Source organism: Caulobacter sp. DMC95, assembly GCF_056313785.1.
Genome location: NZ_JBQUZP010000007.1, coordinates 200,304 through 215,566, shown reverse-complemented (window position 1 = coordinate 215,566; position 15,263 = coordinate 200,304). Strand labels below are relative to the sequence as shown.

General features: G+C 67.3%; 15 protein-coding genes and 2 tRNA genes. 1 reads left to right on the top strand and 16 read right to left on the bottom strand.

What is annotated here, in order from left to right:
• Positions 1 to 503: 503 nt before the first annotated feature.
• The 13 genes from ACT53N_RS16740 to ACT53N_RS16680 form a co-directional block, all read right to left on the bottom strand.
• Positions 504 to 579, bottom strand: a tRNA-Phe gene (locus ACT53N_RS16740).
• Positions 580 to 678: 99 nt separating this feature from the next.
• Positions 679 to 852: a DNA gyrase inhibitor YacG gene (locus tag ACT53N_RS16735; protein ID WP_310212600.1), complete on the bottom strand. Its 174-nt coding sequence runs from the start codon at positions 850 to 852 to the stop codon at positions 679 to 681.
• A complete protein-coding gene (locus tag ACT53N_RS16730; protein WP_476064947.1) occupies positions 849 to 1,907 on the bottom strand; it encodes a ribonuclease E/G in 1,059 nt (352 codons plus the stop codon). The genes ACT53N_RS16735 and ACT53N_RS16730 overlap by 4 nt, the downstream gene beginning before the upstream one ends.
• Entirely contained in the window at positions 1,904 to 2,509 is a 606-nt protein-coding gene (locus ACT53N_RS16725) for a Maf family protein (protein ID WP_476064946.1), read from the bottom strand. Before ACT53N_RS16725 ends, ACT53N_RS16730 begins: the two co-directional genes overlap by 4 nt.
• Positions 2,510 to 2,516: 7 nt before the next feature.
• On the bottom strand, positions 2,517 to 2,735 hold the full coding sequence (gene infA, locus ACT53N_RS16720; protein WP_004617696.1) for a translation initiation factor IF-1: 219 nt from the start codon (positions 2,733 to 2,735) through the stop codon (positions 2,517 to 2,519).
• Positions 2,736 to 2,831: 96 nt separating this feature from the next.
• Entirely contained in the window at positions 2,832 to 3,290 is a 459-nt protein-coding gene (locus ACT53N_RS16715) for an arsenate reductase/protein-tyrosine-phosphatase family protein (protein ID WP_476064945.1), read from the bottom strand.
• 2 nt (positions 3,291 to 3,292) lie between these two features.
• On the bottom strand, positions 3,293 to 3,772 hold the full coding sequence (locus tag ACT53N_RS16710; RefSeq protein WP_310212612.1) for a UPF0262 family protein: 480 nt from the start codon (positions 3,770 to 3,772) through the stop codon (positions 3,293 to 3,295).
• A gap of 21 nt (positions 3,773 to 3,793) precedes the next feature.
• Positions 3,794 to 5,080, bottom strand: a complete 1,287-nt coding sequence (hisD, locus tag ACT53N_RS16705) for a histidinol dehydrogenase (protein ID WP_476064944.1) — start codon at positions 5,078 to 5,080, stop codon at positions 3,794 to 3,796.
• A 45-nt stretch (positions 5,081 to 5,125) separates the two neighbouring features.
• Positions 5,126 to 6,592, bottom strand: a complete 1,467-nt coding sequence (locus ACT53N_RS16700; RefSeq protein ID WP_476064943.1) for an NCS1 family nucleobase:cation symporter-1 — start codon at positions 6,590 to 6,592, stop codon at positions 5,126 to 5,128.
• A 118-nt stretch (positions 6,593 to 6,710) separates the two neighbouring features.
• Positions 6,711 to 6,905, bottom strand: coding sequence for a hypothetical protein (locus tag ACT53N_RS16695; protein WP_476064942.1), 195 nt, complete (start codon positions 6,903 to 6,905; stop codon positions 6,711 to 6,713).
• Between the two features lie 187 nt (positions 6,906 to 7,092).
• Complete coding sequence (locus ACT53N_RS16690; RefSeq protein WP_476064941.1) at positions 7,093 to 7,533, bottom strand: DUF2948 family protein; 441 nt, start codon at positions 7,531 to 7,533, stop codon at positions 7,093 to 7,095.
• Between the two features lie 2 nt (positions 7,534 to 7,535).
• On the bottom strand, positions 7,536 to 8,825 hold the full coding sequence (gene murA / locus ACT53N_RS16685) for a UDP-N-acetylglucosamine 1-carboxyvinyltransferase (protein WP_476064940.1): 1,290 nt from the start codon (positions 8,823 to 8,825) through the stop codon (positions 7,536 to 7,538).
• A gap of 97 nt (positions 8,826 to 8,922) precedes the next feature.
• Positions 8,923 to 9,372, bottom strand: a complete 450-nt coding sequence (locus tag ACT53N_RS16680; RefSeq protein WP_476064939.1) for a hypothetical protein — start codon at positions 9,370 to 9,372, stop codon at positions 8,923 to 8,925.
• A gap of 90 nt (positions 9,373 to 9,462) precedes the next feature.
• On the opposite strand from ACT53N_RS16680, the gene ACT53N_RS16675 reads away from it, so the two are divergent.
• Positions 9,463 to 9,537 (top strand) — tRNA-Thr (locus ACT53N_RS16675).
• Positions 9,538 to 9,724: 187 nt separating this feature from the next.
• On the opposite strand, the gene ACT53N_RS16670 is transcribed toward ACT53N_RS16675, so the two are convergent.
• The 3 genes from ACT53N_RS16670 to ACT53N_RS16660 all read right to left on the bottom strand — a co-directional run bounded on the left by ACT53N_RS16670 (position 9,725) and on the right by ACT53N_RS16660 (position 15,203).
• Positions 9,725 to 11,017 carry an MFS transporter gene (locus tag ACT53N_RS16670; RefSeq protein WP_476064938.1) on the bottom strand — a complete coding sequence of 431 codons (1,293 nt, stop codon included), beginning with the start codon at positions 11,015 to 11,017 and terminating at the stop codon, positions 9,725 to 9,727.
• A 10-nt stretch (positions 11,018 to 11,027) separates the two neighbouring features.
• Positions 11,028 to 12,059 (bottom strand): LacI family DNA-binding transcriptional regulator, encoded by a 1,032-nt coding sequence (locus ACT53N_RS16665; RefSeq protein ID WP_476064937.1) that lies wholly within the window; start codon positions 12,057 to 12,059, stop codon positions 11,028 to 11,030.
• 195 nt (positions 12,060 to 12,254) lie between these two features.
• Positions 12,255 to 15,203 carry a TonB-dependent receptor plug domain-containing protein gene (locus ACT53N_RS16660; RefSeq protein WP_476064936.1) on the bottom strand — a complete coding sequence of 983 codons (2,949 nt, stop codon included), beginning with the start codon at positions 15,201 to 15,203 and terminating at the stop codon, positions 12,255 to 12,257.
• Positions 15,204 to 15,263: the final 60 nt, after the last annotated feature.

The following is a 15,263-nucleotide window of genomic DNA, read 5'->3' as shown; positions in this document are numbered from 1 at the left end:
CCTGGAGCTCGATAGCTCTCGCCCCGAGCGGACCCGCTTCGCTGCGCTCGACCCGTTACGCCCCTCACGAGGACCAGCCTCCAGAAGGATCGTTTCGAAGCGCGTGCAACCGACGCCCTTTTGAGGCTCCGGTCTTACCACAATGTTAGAATTGCGGCTGGGGTCCTTTGGCAACCCCTTTTCGCACCGTCAAGGGTCTCATTTGGGCACAAATTCATCGCCGCCCCCCCGCACCCCCAAGGCTTACCGCACTGCACAAAACGGTTTTCCGGATTTCGGGGCGGTTTTTCCCTGCCAACGAGAAAAAGCATGCTGCACCGCAGCAAGGCAACAAAACGTGGGTCTGTGAAGAAAGGCGCCTGTCTGCGCGGCACATGGGCGGACCGCGCGGCGGAAACAAGCCCGTCCATCGATAAAACGACGCGCGCGCCGACCCGGCGACCGGGCGGCCTTCCGAACGACTTGGCCCCTGGAGCCCAGAAGAGGAGGCGAGAAGAAAGGAGTGGTGCCTGGGGCCGGAATCGAACCAGCGACACGCGGATTTTCAATCCGCTGCTCTACCAACTGAGCTACCCAGGCATCCGGGGTTTGGCGGCTGAAACCGCCTTGGCGACCTCGCCGCGAAGCGAGGAGCCGGGTCTATAGGGGAGGCGCGAAAGGAAGTCCAGCGCCGTTTTATCATTCCCTGTTGATGTCTGGGGATGGCGGATTTTCCTCGTCATCCTCACCGCCAGCCACTACGTAGCGGCCGCTCAGCCAGCGTTGCAGATCCACATCCGCACAGCGCTTCGAGCAGAAGGGACGAAACGCGGAATCAGCGGGCTTGGCGCAGATCGGACATTTCGCGCTCATTGGGCTGACACCTCAAATCGGTCCGCAGACCAGCCCGCAACGGATTCGATGCTGAACCGCCGCCCAAGGCGCTCAGCCAGGCCCTGGTCGAGCTCAGCCAGGAACGCAGCCGCGACAGCGGGCGCGCAACGCGCCGTCAGGCGCCCGCCCGGGTCGGCGCGGCCCTCGCGCTCCAGAGCCCGCGCGACTCGCCGCGCCATGTGCCTGGGATGAGCGCCGCCGCCGTCGAGCAGTCGATCGAGAATCGGTGGGGATCGCCGGGGCACGATCATCTCAAGCGTCCCGAACTTGCTGACGACGCCGATTCCCACCCCCGGATTGTCCGGAGCGAAGGCGTTGCGCGCCGCCGTGGTCAGCGCCTGGGCGTCATGTCCTCGGCCAACGAGATCGAACACGACGATTCCGGCGAGTCCCTTGAGTCGGAGCACCCGCGCGGCGACGTTCACCGCCGCCATGTTGGCCAACCGCGCAGCACGCTTGGAGTCCGCGCCCTCGCGCGCGCCGAGATCGACGTCGATGGCGGTCAGAGCCCGCGTCGGCTCGACGGCGATGTCTCCGCCGCCCGGTAAGCTGAACACGGTGGCCAGAGCGTCCGCCTCAGCCTCCTCCACGGCCAGCAGGGCCTTGTCACCGGTGGTGGGAGACCCCGCCTTCACAAACTGGTGGAGCCGCTCCTCGATCGAGGCGGCGTGGGCCAGAATTCTCGGCTCGCCCTGCCCTTCGGCGACGAACCGCGCGACGCCCGCCTTGTCCGCGCGCGAAGGCGTCTTGATCTCGATCTCGACCACACCGCCCTCGATCAGGGCCGGCATGTCGGGACGAAGCGGCAGGATCAGGTCCTGACCGCCGGGCAATTGTACGAAGGCCGACGCGAAGGCCTTCTCGATCTTGCGCACCCTCGCCACGCCCCGCACGCCCTCGGCGTCCAGCGGATCGTCGCCTGGCCACTCGACCATCAGCCGCTCGGGGCGGCCGTCAAGCGTCACCACGCCGACGGTCTCGCCAACGCCCTTATACAGGTAGGCGCGACGCACGGTGGGGGCCTTTGCGCTCATGAGCGGTAACCCAGGCCAGAGAGCAGGCTGAGCGTCTCGTACAAGGGAAGGCCGACGACGCTTGGATAGGAGCCCTGCAGGTCAGTGATGAAACCGCCGGCCAGGCCTTGGACGCCATAACCGCCCGCCTTGCCCCGCCACTGGCCGCTGGCGACATAACCGTCGCGCTCGGCGTCGGACAGGCGCTTGAAGCCCACCTTGGTCTCGACCAGGCGCGTGGCCGTGCGACCATCCGGCGCGATCAACGCCACACCGGTCAGAACCTTATGATTCCGGCCCGAAAGCAGCTTCAGGCAGTAGAGGACGTCAGCCTCGGTCTCGGCCTTGGGAAGAATGCGACGCCCGACGGCGACGACCGTATCGGCCGCCAGGACAAAATCATCCGGCGCGCGGGCGGCGACGACCTGAGCCTTCTCCAGCGCAAGGCGCAGCGCATGGCGGCGCGGGGTCTCGTCGCGAAGCGGAGTTTCGTCGATGTCGGCGGGATCAACCCGGTCGGGCGTTACGCCGACCTGGGCGAGCAGGTCGAGGCGCCGGGGGCTCGCGCTGGCCAGCACCAGCGCCGGCCCGGCGGCCACGGGGGCAGCCGTCGTCGAAGCCATCGGCGTCTTACTTGAAGCGGTAGGTGATACGGCCCTTGGTCAGGTCGTAGGGGGTCATTTCGACCAGGACCTTGTCGCCCGCCAGAACGCGGATGCGGTTCTTGCGCATCTTGCCGGCGGTGTGAGCGATGATCTCGTGGTCGTTTTCCAGCTTCACGCGGAACGTGGCGTTCGGCAGCAGTTCGCTGACCGTACCGGGAAACTCGAGCAGTTCTTCCTTAGCCATCAGGCCTCTCAAAGGGACGAATCGAATAGCCGCGAGCGCCGCTTTGACATCGAGTCAGAGCGGGGCCGATCGCGGCGAGGCGCCTCTATAACGCAATTACCCCCCAAACGTCGATGGCGCGCCGAAACGTTGCTTGATGGCGGCCGCCAGGGCGTCCCGAACCTCGCGATAGGCCTCCAGGCGCGCCTCCCGTGAGCCGTCGGCGAGGGTCGGATCGTGGGTCGGCCAGTACTCGATCTCGACGGACCGATCACGGGAGAGCTCTACCGCGCGATGCTGGGCTTCTGGGGTCAGGGACACGACGACGTCGAAGCTGTCGTCCTCCAGCTGCGCGAAGGTCTTGGGCTTGTGGTCGGAGACATCCAGGCCAAGCTCGTCCATGACCGCCACGACAAAGGGATCGATCCCCTCCCCGGCCGGATCGGACTTAAGGCCGCACGAATCGACGAAGGCCCGCGTGCCGTAGAATCGCTTGAACAGCCCCTCGGCCATCGGCGAGCGCACGCGGTTGTAGTTGCAGGTGAACAGCACCGCGTCCGGCAACGACTGGGGCACGGTCAGCCCCGCCAGTGCAGCGCGCAGATCAGCGTGAAGAGACGCCGCGCCGTATCAAGGTCGGTCTTGACCTTGCCCTCCAGGCGCTCGCGCAAAAGGTTCGAACCCTCGTTGTGCAGGCCGCGCCGCCCCATGTCCAAGGCCTCGATCTGCTGCGGCGAGGAGTTGCGGATGGCCGAGTAGTAGCTGTCGCAGATCAGGAAATAGTCCTTGATCACGCCGCGAAACGGCGAAAGCGACAGCAGGTGGCGGCGCTCGTAGCCCTGGCCGGCGATATCGAAAGCCAATCGATTCTCGATCAGCGACAGTCGCACGTCATAGGGGCCCTCGCCCGCCTCGACGGGTTCGAAATAGTTGCCCTCAAGCAGGTCGAAGATCGCGACCTGGCGCTCCTGCTCCTGGTCGCGCGACGCGGCCGCGAGGCTGTCCTCGTCGATCTCGATCGACTTGATCCGTTGGGTGGCGCGGGCGTCGGTGCTCATCTGGCGCGGGAGGTTCGCGCGTCAGGCGCCGCTTGGCAACCTCACCGACGCCGACAGGGCGTGGGCGGGCAAGCCTTCGGCCTGGGCCAGGGCCACCGTATGCGGCCCCAGGATGGCGAACGAGGCCGGATCGCACTTCACGATCGAGGTGCGCTTGATGAAGTCGTAGATCGACAGGCCCGACTGGAAGCGCGCAGCGCGGCTGGTCGGCAGCACGTGGTTGGAGCCCGCGACATAGTCGCCGATCGCTTCGGGCGTGAGGCGCCCCAGGAAGATCGCGCCGGCGTGGCGCACGCGGTTGGACAGGCGCTCGGGGTTGTCGAGCGCGAACTCGACATGCTCGGGCGCGATGGCGTCGACCAGAGCCGGGCTCTCGTCCAGCGGCGCGATGATCACGGCTCCGTGGTCGCGCCAGGAGACGGCGGCGTCCTCGCCGGTGGCGAGGGTCTGCAGACGTGCGATGACGGCCTGCTCCACGGCGGCGGCGTACGCTTCGTCGTCGGTGATCAGGATCGACTGGGCGGCCGGGTCGTGTTCGGCCTGGCTGAGCAGGTCCGCCGCGATCCAGTCGGGGTTGTTGTTGCTGTCGGCGACCACGACGATCTCGGACGGTCCGGCCAGCGCGTCGATGCCCACCACGCCGTACAGGCGGCGCTTGGCGGCGGTGACATAGGCGTTACCGGGACCGACGATTTTATCGACCGGCTGGATGGGGCCGGCTCCGTACGCCAGCGCCGCGACGGCCTGGGCGCCGCCCACACGCCAGATCTCGGTGACGCCAGCCTCCTTGGCGGCCGCCAGCACGGCCGGCTGCAGCTTGCCGGGCGGCGTGACCATGGCGATGCGGTCAACGCCGGCGACCTGGGCCGGAACGGCGTTCATCAGCACTGTCGAGGGATAGGCCGCGCGGCCGCCGGGCACGTAGACGCCGACGGCCTCCAGCGGGGTCCAGCGCCAGCCGAGCTCGACGCCGGCCTCGTCAGTCCAGGCCTGGTCGGCCGGACGCTGGCGGCTGTGATAGGCGCGGATACGGGCGGCGGCGAAGGCGATGGCCTCGCGGACGTCCGCCGGGGTCTCGGCCGCGCCGGCCTCTATTTCTTCGGCGGTCACGCGGATCGTCTCGGCCGTCAGCTCGACCTTGTCGAAACGCCGGCTGTAGTCGAGCAGCGCCTCGAGCCCCTGGGTGCGAACCGCTTCCAACACCGCTGCAGCGGCGGCGTCGACATCGGCCGGCGAGCCGCGACGCTCGTCGAGGAAAGCCTTGAAGGCGGTCTGAAAATCGGGGTCGGAGAACAAGAAGCGGCGCATGGCCTGCTAGATGCGGCTTTTTCCGACCAAGGCAAGCCCGAAAGCCTACGGAATGGCGGGGTCGCGCGTCGCGGCGCGCCGCATCAGGAGCCCGTAGACAAGCGCCGCGATGGCCAGACCCACGAACCAAGCGTAGGTGTAGAGCCCCGTCCAGAAGCTCCCGATACCGGCGAAAAGGTGCGGCGCGGCGGCGGCCAGAAACCCCGGCAGATTGGGCGCGACGCCCAGCAGCAGCGCCACGACGGCGGCGATGTTCCAGCCGCCCCGATAGGCGTAGACGCCCTCCCGCACATAGAGGTCATCGACCGCCAACCGGGCCTTGCGGACGATCCAGTAGTCCACGATCAGGATGCCGGCGATCGGTCCCAGAAGCGCGCCGTAGCCGACAAGCCAGGTGAAGATGTAGCCCTGGGTGGTCTCCAGCAGCTTCCAGGGCATGATCAGGACCCCGATGACGGCGGTGATCCAGCCGCCCATCCTATAGCTGATCTTGCTAGGCCAGAGGGCGGAGAAGTCGTAGGCGGGCCCCACCAGGTTCGCGGCGATGTTGCAGCAGACCGTGTCGAGGCTGATGATCAGCAGGCCAACCACGACGGCGATCCCGCCGATGTCGCCCGCCAGTTGGACCGGGTCCCAGATCGCCTTGCCGAAGATGATCGTGGTCGCCGAGGTCGTCACCACGCTGACGAGGGCCAGCAGGCCCATCGGCACGGGAAGCCCCACGGCCTGGCCGATGATCTGATCGGACTGCCGCTGAGCAAACCGCGTAAAATCGGGGATGTTCAAGGCCAGGGTCGCCCAGAACCCCACCATAGCCGTCAGTGCGGGCGCAAACACCGTCCAGAACTGGCCGGCCTTGGCCCCGCCGTCCGCGAAGGCCGACGGCTGGTGCAGGATCGAACCCAGGCCGCCAGCCTTGTCGACGGCCCACCAAACCATCAGGCCGCAGATCAGGATCTTGATCGGCGCGGTCCAGGTTTCCAGCCGGCGGATCGCGGTCAGCCCCTTGGTGACGAACAGCAGTTGCACGCCCCAGAAGGCGAAGAAGGCGAGAAGCTGGCCGACACCGATGCCCAGCACCGGCAAGGGCGCGCCCTCCAGCTTCCGCCCTACAATGACGCCGAGCAGGGTCAACAGCGCGCCGCCGCCGATCCAGGTCTGGATGCCGTACCAGCCACAGGCCACGATCGCCCGAGCCACCGCCGGGATCCGCGCGCCTTTCCAGCCGAAAGAGGCCCTGGCGAGGACAGCGTAGGGCACGCCCCAGCGCGCCCCGGCGTGGCCGATCAGCAACATGGGAACCAAGACGATGACATTGCCGAGCAGGACAGTCAGCACGGCCTGCGAGGCCGACATGCCCTGCTCGATCAGGCCAGACGCCAGCATGTAGGCCGGCACGCAGATGACCATGCCCAACCAGAGGGCCGCAAAGTGCCACCAACGCCAGTTGCGCTGCGCTTCGGTGGTCGGGGCCAGATCTTCGTTCCAGAGGTCGCTGTCGGGCGCGCGCATGCCGCTCTCCGCGGGTGCGATCCGTCCCAGCGCGCCGGCCCCCGCCACGGCGCGACCCGACCTTACGGGCGGATCGCGCGCGCTGGCAATCGAGAGAGCAGCGTTACTTGGCGATCCGCTAGCTCAGCGCCGCGTAGGCCAGCGTCGCGAGGCCCGCGCAGAACACAAAGCCCAGCACGACCAAGGTGGCTCGGCCCCAGTCGAAACAGGGACCGCCGTGCCGAAGCACCGGTGGTTCGGGCTTGGTGATGTCGCACGCGCGGAAAAACACGGACTGGGCTTCGCCCATCGAGTAGGCGGTCTTCCTGGCCATGAGGGCCTCCCTGACGTTCGCGCCTCTTTTGGACGCGTGGCGTAAGGTTAACACCGCTCGCTCGCTACGCGAATTGGCCGTGCGATCACTAGCGCGTGGGACGAATCTCCGGCGCCGCCCCTGCCCTTGGAAAGATCAGAAAAATGGCGCCGCTCAAGGTTTGAGCAGGCGCCTAATTCAAGGGCCCTCAGTCCGTGTGGCCCGGCGTCCGGGACGTCGACCAGGGGTCGGAAACATCCGCCAGCGCCACGTCGAGGCAATCGACTGTGACCCGCATGTCTCCGCCGCCCGCGAAGGTCAGCGTGACGACGCCTGCAGGCGCTTCTTCCGCAGGCTCAAAGCCGATCGACAGTAGCTCGACCACTGCCCCCTTAGCGTCGCGGCGCAGGTTGCGCGCCTGGACGCTTGTCACGTCGCCGAACTGGAGCGCGGAGCGCACCCGCTCCCCGCGCTTGCCCTTGCGAGCCTCCCAGCGGAAGCGGTTGCAGGCGATGGTCAGGGTGCGCGCCTGGGCGTCCCACCGGATGTCGCCGATCTTGGCGATCGCGTCCTGAAGGGCGGCCGACAGGACGCTCAGGTCGTCGGCGTCTTGAGCCAGCAGGCGCAAGGGCTTGGCGGCCTCGGACATGATCAGAGTTCCGCCTCGCCGTCGCCCTTGATGCGACGGACCTGAGCGCCGCAGGCGCCGAGCTTCTCTTCGAGACGCTCGAAGCCCCGATCCAGGTGATAGATCCGGCTGACCGTGGTCTCACCCCGCGCGACGAGGCCGGCGATCACCAGGCTCACCGAAGCGCGCAGATCGGTGGCCATCACCTCGGCGCCTTCCAGCTGCTCGACGCCGCGCACGCGGGCCTCGCCGCCCGACACCGAGATGTCGGCGCCCAGGCGCATCAGCTCCGGCGCGTGCATGAAACGGTTCTCGAAGATCGTCTCGCGGATCCGGCTCTCGCCCTTGGCCGTCGTCATCAGGGCCATGAACTGGGCCTGCAGGTCAGTGGCGAAGCCGGGGAACGGCGCGGTCTCGATGTCGACAGCGGTAAGGCGTTGGCCGTCGCGGCGGATGATGCAGCCGTCAGCCGTCTCCTCGACGCCGGCGCCCGCCTCCTTGAGCTTGTCGAGCAGGGCGTCGATCAGGCCCGGTCGGGCGTTGCTGAGGCGGACCTCGCCGCCCGCCATGGCGGCCGCAACGGCGTAGGTGCCCATCTCGATCCGGTCGGGGATCACAGCGTGGGTGGCGCCGTGCAGACGCGGCACGCCGGTGATCGTCACGGTCGGGGTGCCAGCGCCCTCGACCTTGGCGCCCATGGCGTTCAGGCATTCCTGGAGGTCAACGAGCTCCGGCTCGCAGGCGGCGTTATGGATCACCGACACGCCATCGGCCAGCACCGCGGCCAGCATGGCGTGCTCGGTGGCCCCGACCGAGACGAACGGGAACGTGATCTCCGCCCCCTTCAGGCCGCGGGGAGCCTGGGCGTAGACATAGCCTTCGTGCAGGTCGATCTTGGCGCCCAGCGCCTCGATGGCCTGCAGGTGCAGGTCGACCGGACGCGCGCCGATGGTGCAGCCGCCCGGCAGCGAAACCTTGGCCTGGCCTGATCGCGCCACCAGCGGACCCAGAACGTTGAACGAGGCGCGCATCTGGCGGACCAGATCGTACGGCGCGAAGCCGCTGGTGATCTCGGGCGCATGCAGAAGGGTCTGCTGACCGTCCGGACCGTCGCTCTCGGTCACCTGCACGCCCAGCCGCGTCAGCAGCTTGCCCAGGAAGCGGGTGTCGGCCAGGCGCGGCATGTTGGTCAGGCGCAGCGGCTCGTCGGTGAGCAGGCTGGCCGCCATCAGCTTGATGGCCGAATTCTTGGCGCCGCTGACCGGGATCGTCCCGTTCAACTGCGCGCCGCCGATGATGGCGATGCGATCCATTAAGGTCCCTCGAACGCGCGGGGTGGGGACGCCGCGCGGTCCACATGTGAGGCGCGCGTTCTATCCGTTGCAAGAGGGCTTGCAAGGCCCTGACGGTCTAAATCGGCGCCGAGAGATCGTAGGGACGCTCGTCAGGCCAGAACAGTGCGTGGGTCGTGCTGGCGAGGTCGATCGCCACCTGCGCCAGATCGATCGCCTTCCGCAGCGCCGCGAGGCCATCTGCGCCGAACGCCGCCTTGCCAGCGGGAGTGTCGAACTGCCCGCCATCCCCCGACAGGCGCACAGCCACCGCCCACCCCTCCCCCGCCGGGTTCGGGAACGGCGCAGACAGCGCGAGGGTCAGCGTCCGCCGCTCACCGGAGCCATGAGTTATCCCCAGCAAGTTTCGAACATCGTTATACGGCTGCGGCGCGGCCTCTGCGGCGGCCACGGCCGCGTCCTCGCCGCCAGAATCCTTGCGGACCGCGGCTTTTCGCTTGCGGAGATTGGTTCGGAGGGCTTCAGCCAGCTTGGCTTCGCGAGCCGCCTTGTCGTCGTCGATCGGCATGTTCCGGGGGTGCGGCGACAAAGTTCTGCGGTCAAGACGATTTTGGGCTTGGCGTTCGCGATTCTCCTCGCTATACGCCCCCTCCTCGTCGCCGCCGTAGCTCAGTGGTAGAGCGCATCCTTGGTAAGGCTGAGGTCGGCAGTTCAATCCTGCCCGGCGGCACCATGGGGACCCAAGCAAGCTTCGTTGCTTGGGTCCCCGCCATTCCGACGAGATCCCCTTTTCCAGAAAATACCGCAGCCCCGCTTTAGGGATTGTGCTGACTCTCGGCCGTCGACACGCCGAAAGGTCGCGGCCGCCAGGGCGACCGCGACTTGATTGCGAGTTGTCCAACGTCAGGCGGAGATGGCTTCTATCCCAACGGACCTGATCGCTTCAGCTTCGCCATCGCGACGAAGATCAGCATGCTGGTGACCAGCAGCACGGCGGCCAGGGCCAGCATAGGCGCGAGGTTGCTGCCCGTGGCGTCCCGGACGACTGGCACAAGGTTCTGCGCGATGAAGCCGCCCAGATTGCCCACGGCGTTGATCGCGGCGATCCCCGCCGCCGCCTTGGGCCCGCTGAGGAAGCTCGGCGGCAGGCTCCAGAAGACCGGCTGAGCGGCGAAGATCGCTGGCGCGGCGATGCACAGCATGGCGAACTTCAACGCTGGGCCCGGCACGATGACGCTGAGACTCAAGGCCACCGCGGCGAGCAAGACCGGTCCGGCGATATGCCAGGCGCTGGCGCCATGCCGCGCGGCGTGGCGGGGCACGAACCACAACGCCACGGCGACAAACAGCCAGGGGATGACGTTGATGAAGCCGTTGACGGTGTTCGACACGCCAAACGACTTCACGATCGTCGGCAGCCAGTAGCTGAGACCATAGGCGCCCAGCGGCATGCCGATATAGAGGCCCGCTAGGAGCAGGACGCGCGGGTCGAAGATCGCCTTCCAGGCGCCGCGATGGTCATCGACTTCGCCGCCGCGTTCCGCCGCCAGCGCTGAGGCTAGCCAGGTCTTCTGCTGGTCGGGAAGCCAGCGCGCCTCGGCGGGACCGTTGGGCAGGCGCCACAGAACGTAGGGCGCAAGCAGCACCGCCGGCATACCCGTGACCAGGAAGACCCATTGCCAGCCGGCCAGGCCCAGGAAGCCGTCCATGCCGAGTAGGAGGCCGCCGATCGCCGCGCCGACGGCGTTGGCCAGGGCCGAAGCGATCATGAAGAGGCCGACCATGCGGGCGCGATGCGCCTGCGGATACCAGAGCGTAAGAACATAGAGGACGCCCGGGAAGAATCCGGCCTCGGTCGCCCCGAGCAGGAAGCGCAGCACGTAGAACATCGCCGCATTCTGCGTGAAGCCCAGCGCCAGGGTGACCAGCCCCCAGGAGAACATGATCCGGGCGAACCAGACGCGAGCGCCCACCCGCGCCAGAATCAGGTTCGACGGCGCCTCAAAGAGGAAGTAACCGATGAAGAACAGCGACGCGCCAAGGCCATAGGCGGCCTCGCTAAGCCCCAGCGCCGCGACCATGTCGAGCTTGGCGTAGGAGACGTTCTGCCGGTCGATATAGGCGATCAGATACATCACGCAGAATAGCGGCATCAGCCGCCGCGTGACGCGCCCGACGGTGGCGCGCTCCAGGTCGCTGGAGGGGTCGGACATCCATGATCTCCTAAGAAACGGCGGGGGGCGGCGCGGTGGACTCGCGCTCGATGAGCTGGTGGTCGAGAATGTGGTCGGCTGAGACGGGGTCATCCGACCGCAGCGCGCGGATCAGGCGATCCAAGGCCACAGCGGCCATCTGGCGAACCGGCTGGCGGATCGTCGTCAGCGGCGGCCAGAGCGTGGTGGCCACGGTCGTGTCATCGAAGCCGACGACGGTCAGGTCGGATGGCACGTCGAGGTGGCGACGATGCGCCACCGAGACTGCGGCGGCGGCCATGTCGTCGTTGCTCGCGAAGATGGCCGTCAGCGGCGTGGCGCTGTCGAGCAAGACCTCGGCGGCGCCCAGCCCAGAGGCGTAGGTGAACCCGCCGGGGGCGACGATCAGTTCGGCGCCGTGAACGGAAGCGATCGCCGCCCGCGCGCCCTCCAGCCGCTCGGCGCTCGCCGTCTGGTCCGGATTGCCGGTGATGAAACCGATGCGCCGATGCCCGAGCGCCAGGAGGCGCGCCGTCATCGTCTGGCTGGCCTGGCGATCGTCAATGCGCACATTGATGGCGTCGGCGACCGGTCGGGCGGCGGCCACCACCGCGATGGGGAGCCCCGCCGCGCGGAGTATTCCGCATGCCACGCCAGACTCGCCCAGCGGCGGCGCCAGCACCACGCCCTGAACGCCGGCGCTCAGCAACCGCTCCAGTTCGGGCGCGGAGGGCGGATGACCATCCTCGCCCCGCACGAGAATCAGGCGCGCGCCGGCGCTCGTGGCCTCCTCGAACACGCCGATCAGGAAATCGCTCATGAAGGCGGCGCTGGGATTGGAGTAGACCACGCCGATCCGCAGCTCGCCGTCCATGACGAGATTGCGAGCGGTGAGATTGGGCTGGAAGTTCAGGTCGCGGATCGCGGCCAGCACAGCCTGGCGGGTGTCTTCACGGACCTTGGCCTCGTGATTGAGGACCCGTGAAACGGTCATGCGCGACACGCCCGCCCGCGCGGCGACATCAGCCATGGTCGCGCCGCGAACACGCTCCGGGCGGTTCAAGGCGTCACCTCGGCGATGCGCTGGCCGTTGGCCCCCATGGTCACCAGAATCGTCATTCAAACCTCGGTTTCCCCAACCGCGAACGGCCGGGGAATCCTTAGCGCAAAGAAAGGCGCCCGGACCACGCTCGATACAGGTCGATCGGATCCGGGCGAGGCCGCCCAGGGGAGGTGAAGGCGGACGGCCCTGAACGTCTTAGAAGGCGTAGCGGACGCCCACGTGGTAGAAGCGACCCAGCAGGTCGTAGAGCGCCGGATTGGCGTCCAGACCGGTGTTGGTCTGCGGCGACGGGGTGGGGTCGCGGTTCAGCAGGTTGTCGACCTTCGCGTAGGCCTGCACGCCGTTGCCGAACTTGTACGACGCGCTGACGTCGACATAGGTCGCGCCGCTCATGCGGTTGTAGTCGATCGTCGGCCGGTTGACCGTCGAGACCGGGCAGCTGCCGGCCTTGCACTCGACATACTGGTTGCCGAACGTGCCGTCGCTGAACCAGCGCTCCTGGACGCTGAGCGCGAACTTGTCGTTCTCCCAGGACTGGATCGCCAGGAACTTCCAGTCCGGCGTGGCGCCGGAGTTCTGTCCCGCTGTGTCGGTTGCGATGGCGCCCGGGATGCCCGGGTTGGTCACGAACTTGTGGGTGTTCGTCGCCAGACCCCGCACCGTGAAGCGGCCCGGAACGTTGGGCAGCTCGAACCGGTAGCTGCTTTCGATGTCGAAGCCGCTGGTCTTGATCGAGGAGAGGTTGAACACCTGGGCGTTGACGTAGGGCGTCCCCGCCGCCGGCGTGAAGTTGAAGGCGCCGCAGAACTGGCTCAGGCCCGAATGGCAGAAGTTGACGATCTGCTGCGCGCCCAGGCTCGAAATGCCGCCGTTCAGGACGATGTTGTACCAGTCGACCGAGACGCTGAAGCCGGGCAGCCACTGCGGATTGGACAGCACCGCACCGATCGTGAAGTTCTTGGCGATCTCGGGCTTAAGGTCGGGGTTGCCGACCACGTTCTGCAGAACCAAGAGAGCCCCGCCGGTGAACGGGTTGGTGAAGTTCGGCAGCGTGGTGGTGACCGGCGCGGCGTACAGCTCCGAGAGGTTCGGGGCCCGGACGTCGCGGGAGGTGACGGCCCGCAGGCGCACGCCGTCGATGGGGGTGTCCCAGGTGCCGCCAACCTTCCAAGTGTAGACGGTTCCGGACGTGCTGTAGTCGGTCCAGCGACCGGCCATGTTCAGGTTGGCCTTGCCCGCCGCTTCGGAATTGACCAGCGGGATGTTCACTTCGGCGTAGGCTTCCTTCACCGAGTACTTGCCAGCGCCCGAGTGATAGTTGCCGGCGTACCAGTTGGCCCCCGCGACGTTCAGGATCGGGTCGGCCGGATAGTCGGCGTTGTAGGGGGAGTCCGCAGCGCCGTCGCCGTAGGGGTCGCCTTTGACACGATACTGCTCCTGCCGCCACTCCGCGCCGAAGGCCAGCGAGATGGGCCCGGCCCAGCCTTGGAACGCCTCGCCGCTGAAGTTGATGCTGGCGACGTCCTGCTTTTGCACCGAGTGCTGGTAGGGGCCGTTCTTGGGCGTGATGTAGGCGAGCGCGGCTTCGCTGGGCGGCTTGCCGCCAAAGATGTTGATGGGCGCACAGCCGTTGGCGCGCGCCACCGGATCGGCGCAGACGATCTGACCACCGATCGTCGTCGCCTGGATGGCCTGACGGTAGCGGGCGTTCAGCATGATGTCGCGGACCCGGATGTCCGTCGTGTTCTCGCCGTGCTGGTAGTAGGCGTCGTAGCGCCATTCCTTGCCCAGCGCATTGAACTTGCCGTCCGCGCCGATGACGCCGCGATACTGTGTCCGGGTCGGGTGGACGTTGATGTTGCGCGGCAACAGAGCATTGCTGGTGCCGAAGGTGAAGGTCGTGATCCCATTGGCCGCGCAGGCTGCGACGATCGAGGCCGGCAGGTACGGGTTGGAGCACGACATCGTCAGGCCCGTAGTGGCCGCGCCTGGATTGGGCTGGTTCATGCTCTCGACGCGCGCGGCGTTGAAGGTGGCGTAGATCTGGTTGTTGTCGTCCAGATCGTAGCCGATGCGGGCGTAGCTGTTCATCCGCTTCAGGCGCGACTGCAACGAGGTGCCGATGCCGACATTGCCCGAAAGGTCGCCGCCGATGCAGAAGCCGCCGGACGAGAAGCAGCCGATCACCGCGCCGTTGGCGGCCTTGGACGGCGTGCCGCCGCCATACTGGAACGTGAAGGGATTGCCCGCCTGGTCGAAAGCGGTGCCCTGCAGCGGGCCGGCGCTGATCAGGCCGTACTTGGTGTACTGATAGGCTTGGGCGTGCTCGCGGTAGAGATACTGTGGCGAGCCGTCATTGGTGACGCCGCGATTGATCAGGGTGGCGGTCGTGTACCAGTCGCGGCTGCCCGGTGCGTCTTCGCCAAAGCCCCCGGCGGGAACGCCCTCCTCCCAGTCATACTCGCCGCTGACCTGGACGTGCAGGCGATCGTCCATGAACGACTTGCCGGCGGCAACTTGCGCCAGCCACTGGTGATTGTCGCCATAGGTGGTGACGCCCGCCATGGCGTTGGCCTTGAACCCGACAAAGCGCTTGTTGGTGATGAAGTTGACCACGCCGCCGACGGCGTCCGAGCCGTAGGAGGCAGAGGCGCCGCCGGTCACCACGTCGACGCGCTCGACGAGGAGCTGCGGGAACAGGCTGATATCGGGAACGCCGGTGACGTTGGCGGGCACCACGCGCTGGCCGTCCAGCAGCGTCAGGGTGCGGATGGTGCCAAGGCCGCGCAGCGAGAACGACGACAAGCCCTGCTGTCCGCTCGACGTGCTGAACGTGCCGGTGGTGGCGCCTGTCGAGCCCTGCAGCGACGGAAGCTGGGTGATCGCGGTGAAGATGTTGGGCTGGGCGGCGCGCTCGAGATCGGCTTGCCCCATCACCTGGGTCGGCGTCGGCGCGGTGAAGCCGGTCGACCGGATCCGCGTGCCCGTCACGACGACTTCAGCGACCGAGTTGGCGCTGTCCGCCGGCGCCTGAGCCTCCTGGGCCTGCACCGAACCCGCCGCCACGATCGTCGCGAACGCGCTGGTCGCGAGCAAGGCGCTCATGAAGCCTGAAGCCACTCGCGTGCTACCGACAGCACTCATCCTGAAACCTCCCAATTTCTTGTTGAGACCATCGTTCGATGATCTGAGGCGGACTGTGTC

Excerpts from the sequence above, each read along its gene's own strand:
- ACT53N_RS16670 (WP_476064938.1), bottom strand. The coding sequence starts at position 11,017 with ATGTCCGACCCCTCCAGCGACCTGGAGCGCGCCACCGTCGGGCGCGTC.
- ACT53N_RS16700 (WP_476064943.1), bottom strand. The coding sequence starts at position 6,592 with ATGCGCGCGCCCGACAGCGACCTCTGGAACGAAGATCTGGCCCCGACC.
- murA (WP_476064940.1), bottom strand. The coding sequence starts at position 8,825 with ATGGATCGCATCGCCATCATCGGCGGCGCGCAGTTGAACGGGACGATC.
- ACT53N_RS16730 (WP_476064947.1), bottom strand. The coding sequence starts at position 1,907 with ATGAGCGCAAAGGCCCCCACCGTGCGTCGCGCCTACCTGTATAAGGGC.
- infA (WP_004617696.1), bottom strand. The coding sequence starts at position 2,735 with ATGGCTAAGGAAGAACTGCTCGAGTTTCCCGGTACGGTCAGCGAACTG.
- ACT53N_RS16710 (WP_310212612.1), bottom strand. The coding sequence starts at position 3,772 with ATGAGCACCGACGCCCGCGCCACCCAACGGATCAAGTCGATCGAGATC.
- ACT53N_RS16695 (WP_476064942.1), bottom strand. The coding sequence starts at position 6,905 with ATGGCCAGGAAGACCGCCTACTCGATGGGCGAAGCCCAGTCCGTGTTT.
- ACT53N_RS16735 (WP_310212600.1), bottom strand. The coding sequence starts at position 852 with ATGAGCGCGAAATGTCCGATCTGCGCCAAGCCCGCTGATTCCGCGTTT.
- ACT53N_RS16680 (WP_476064939.1), bottom strand. The coding sequence starts at position 9,372 with ATGCCGATCGACGACGACAAGGCGGCTCGCGAAGCCAAGCTGGCTGAA.
- ACT53N_RS16725 (WP_476064946.1), bottom strand. The coding sequence starts at position 2,509 with ATGGCTTCGACGACGGCTGCCCCCGTGGCCGCCGGGCCGGCGCTGGTG.
- ACT53N_RS16690 (WP_476064941.1), bottom strand. The coding sequence starts at position 7,533 with ATGTCCGAGGCCGCCAAGCCCTTGCGCCTGCTGGCTCAAGACGCCGAC.
- hisD (WP_476064944.1), bottom strand. The coding sequence starts at position 5,080 with ATGCGCCGCTTCTTGTTCTCCGACCCCGATTTTCAGACCGCCTTCAAG.
- ACT53N_RS16660 (WP_476064936.1), bottom strand. The coding sequence starts at position 15,203 with ATGAGTGCTGTCGGTAGCACGCGAGTGGCTTCAGGCTTCATGAGCGCC.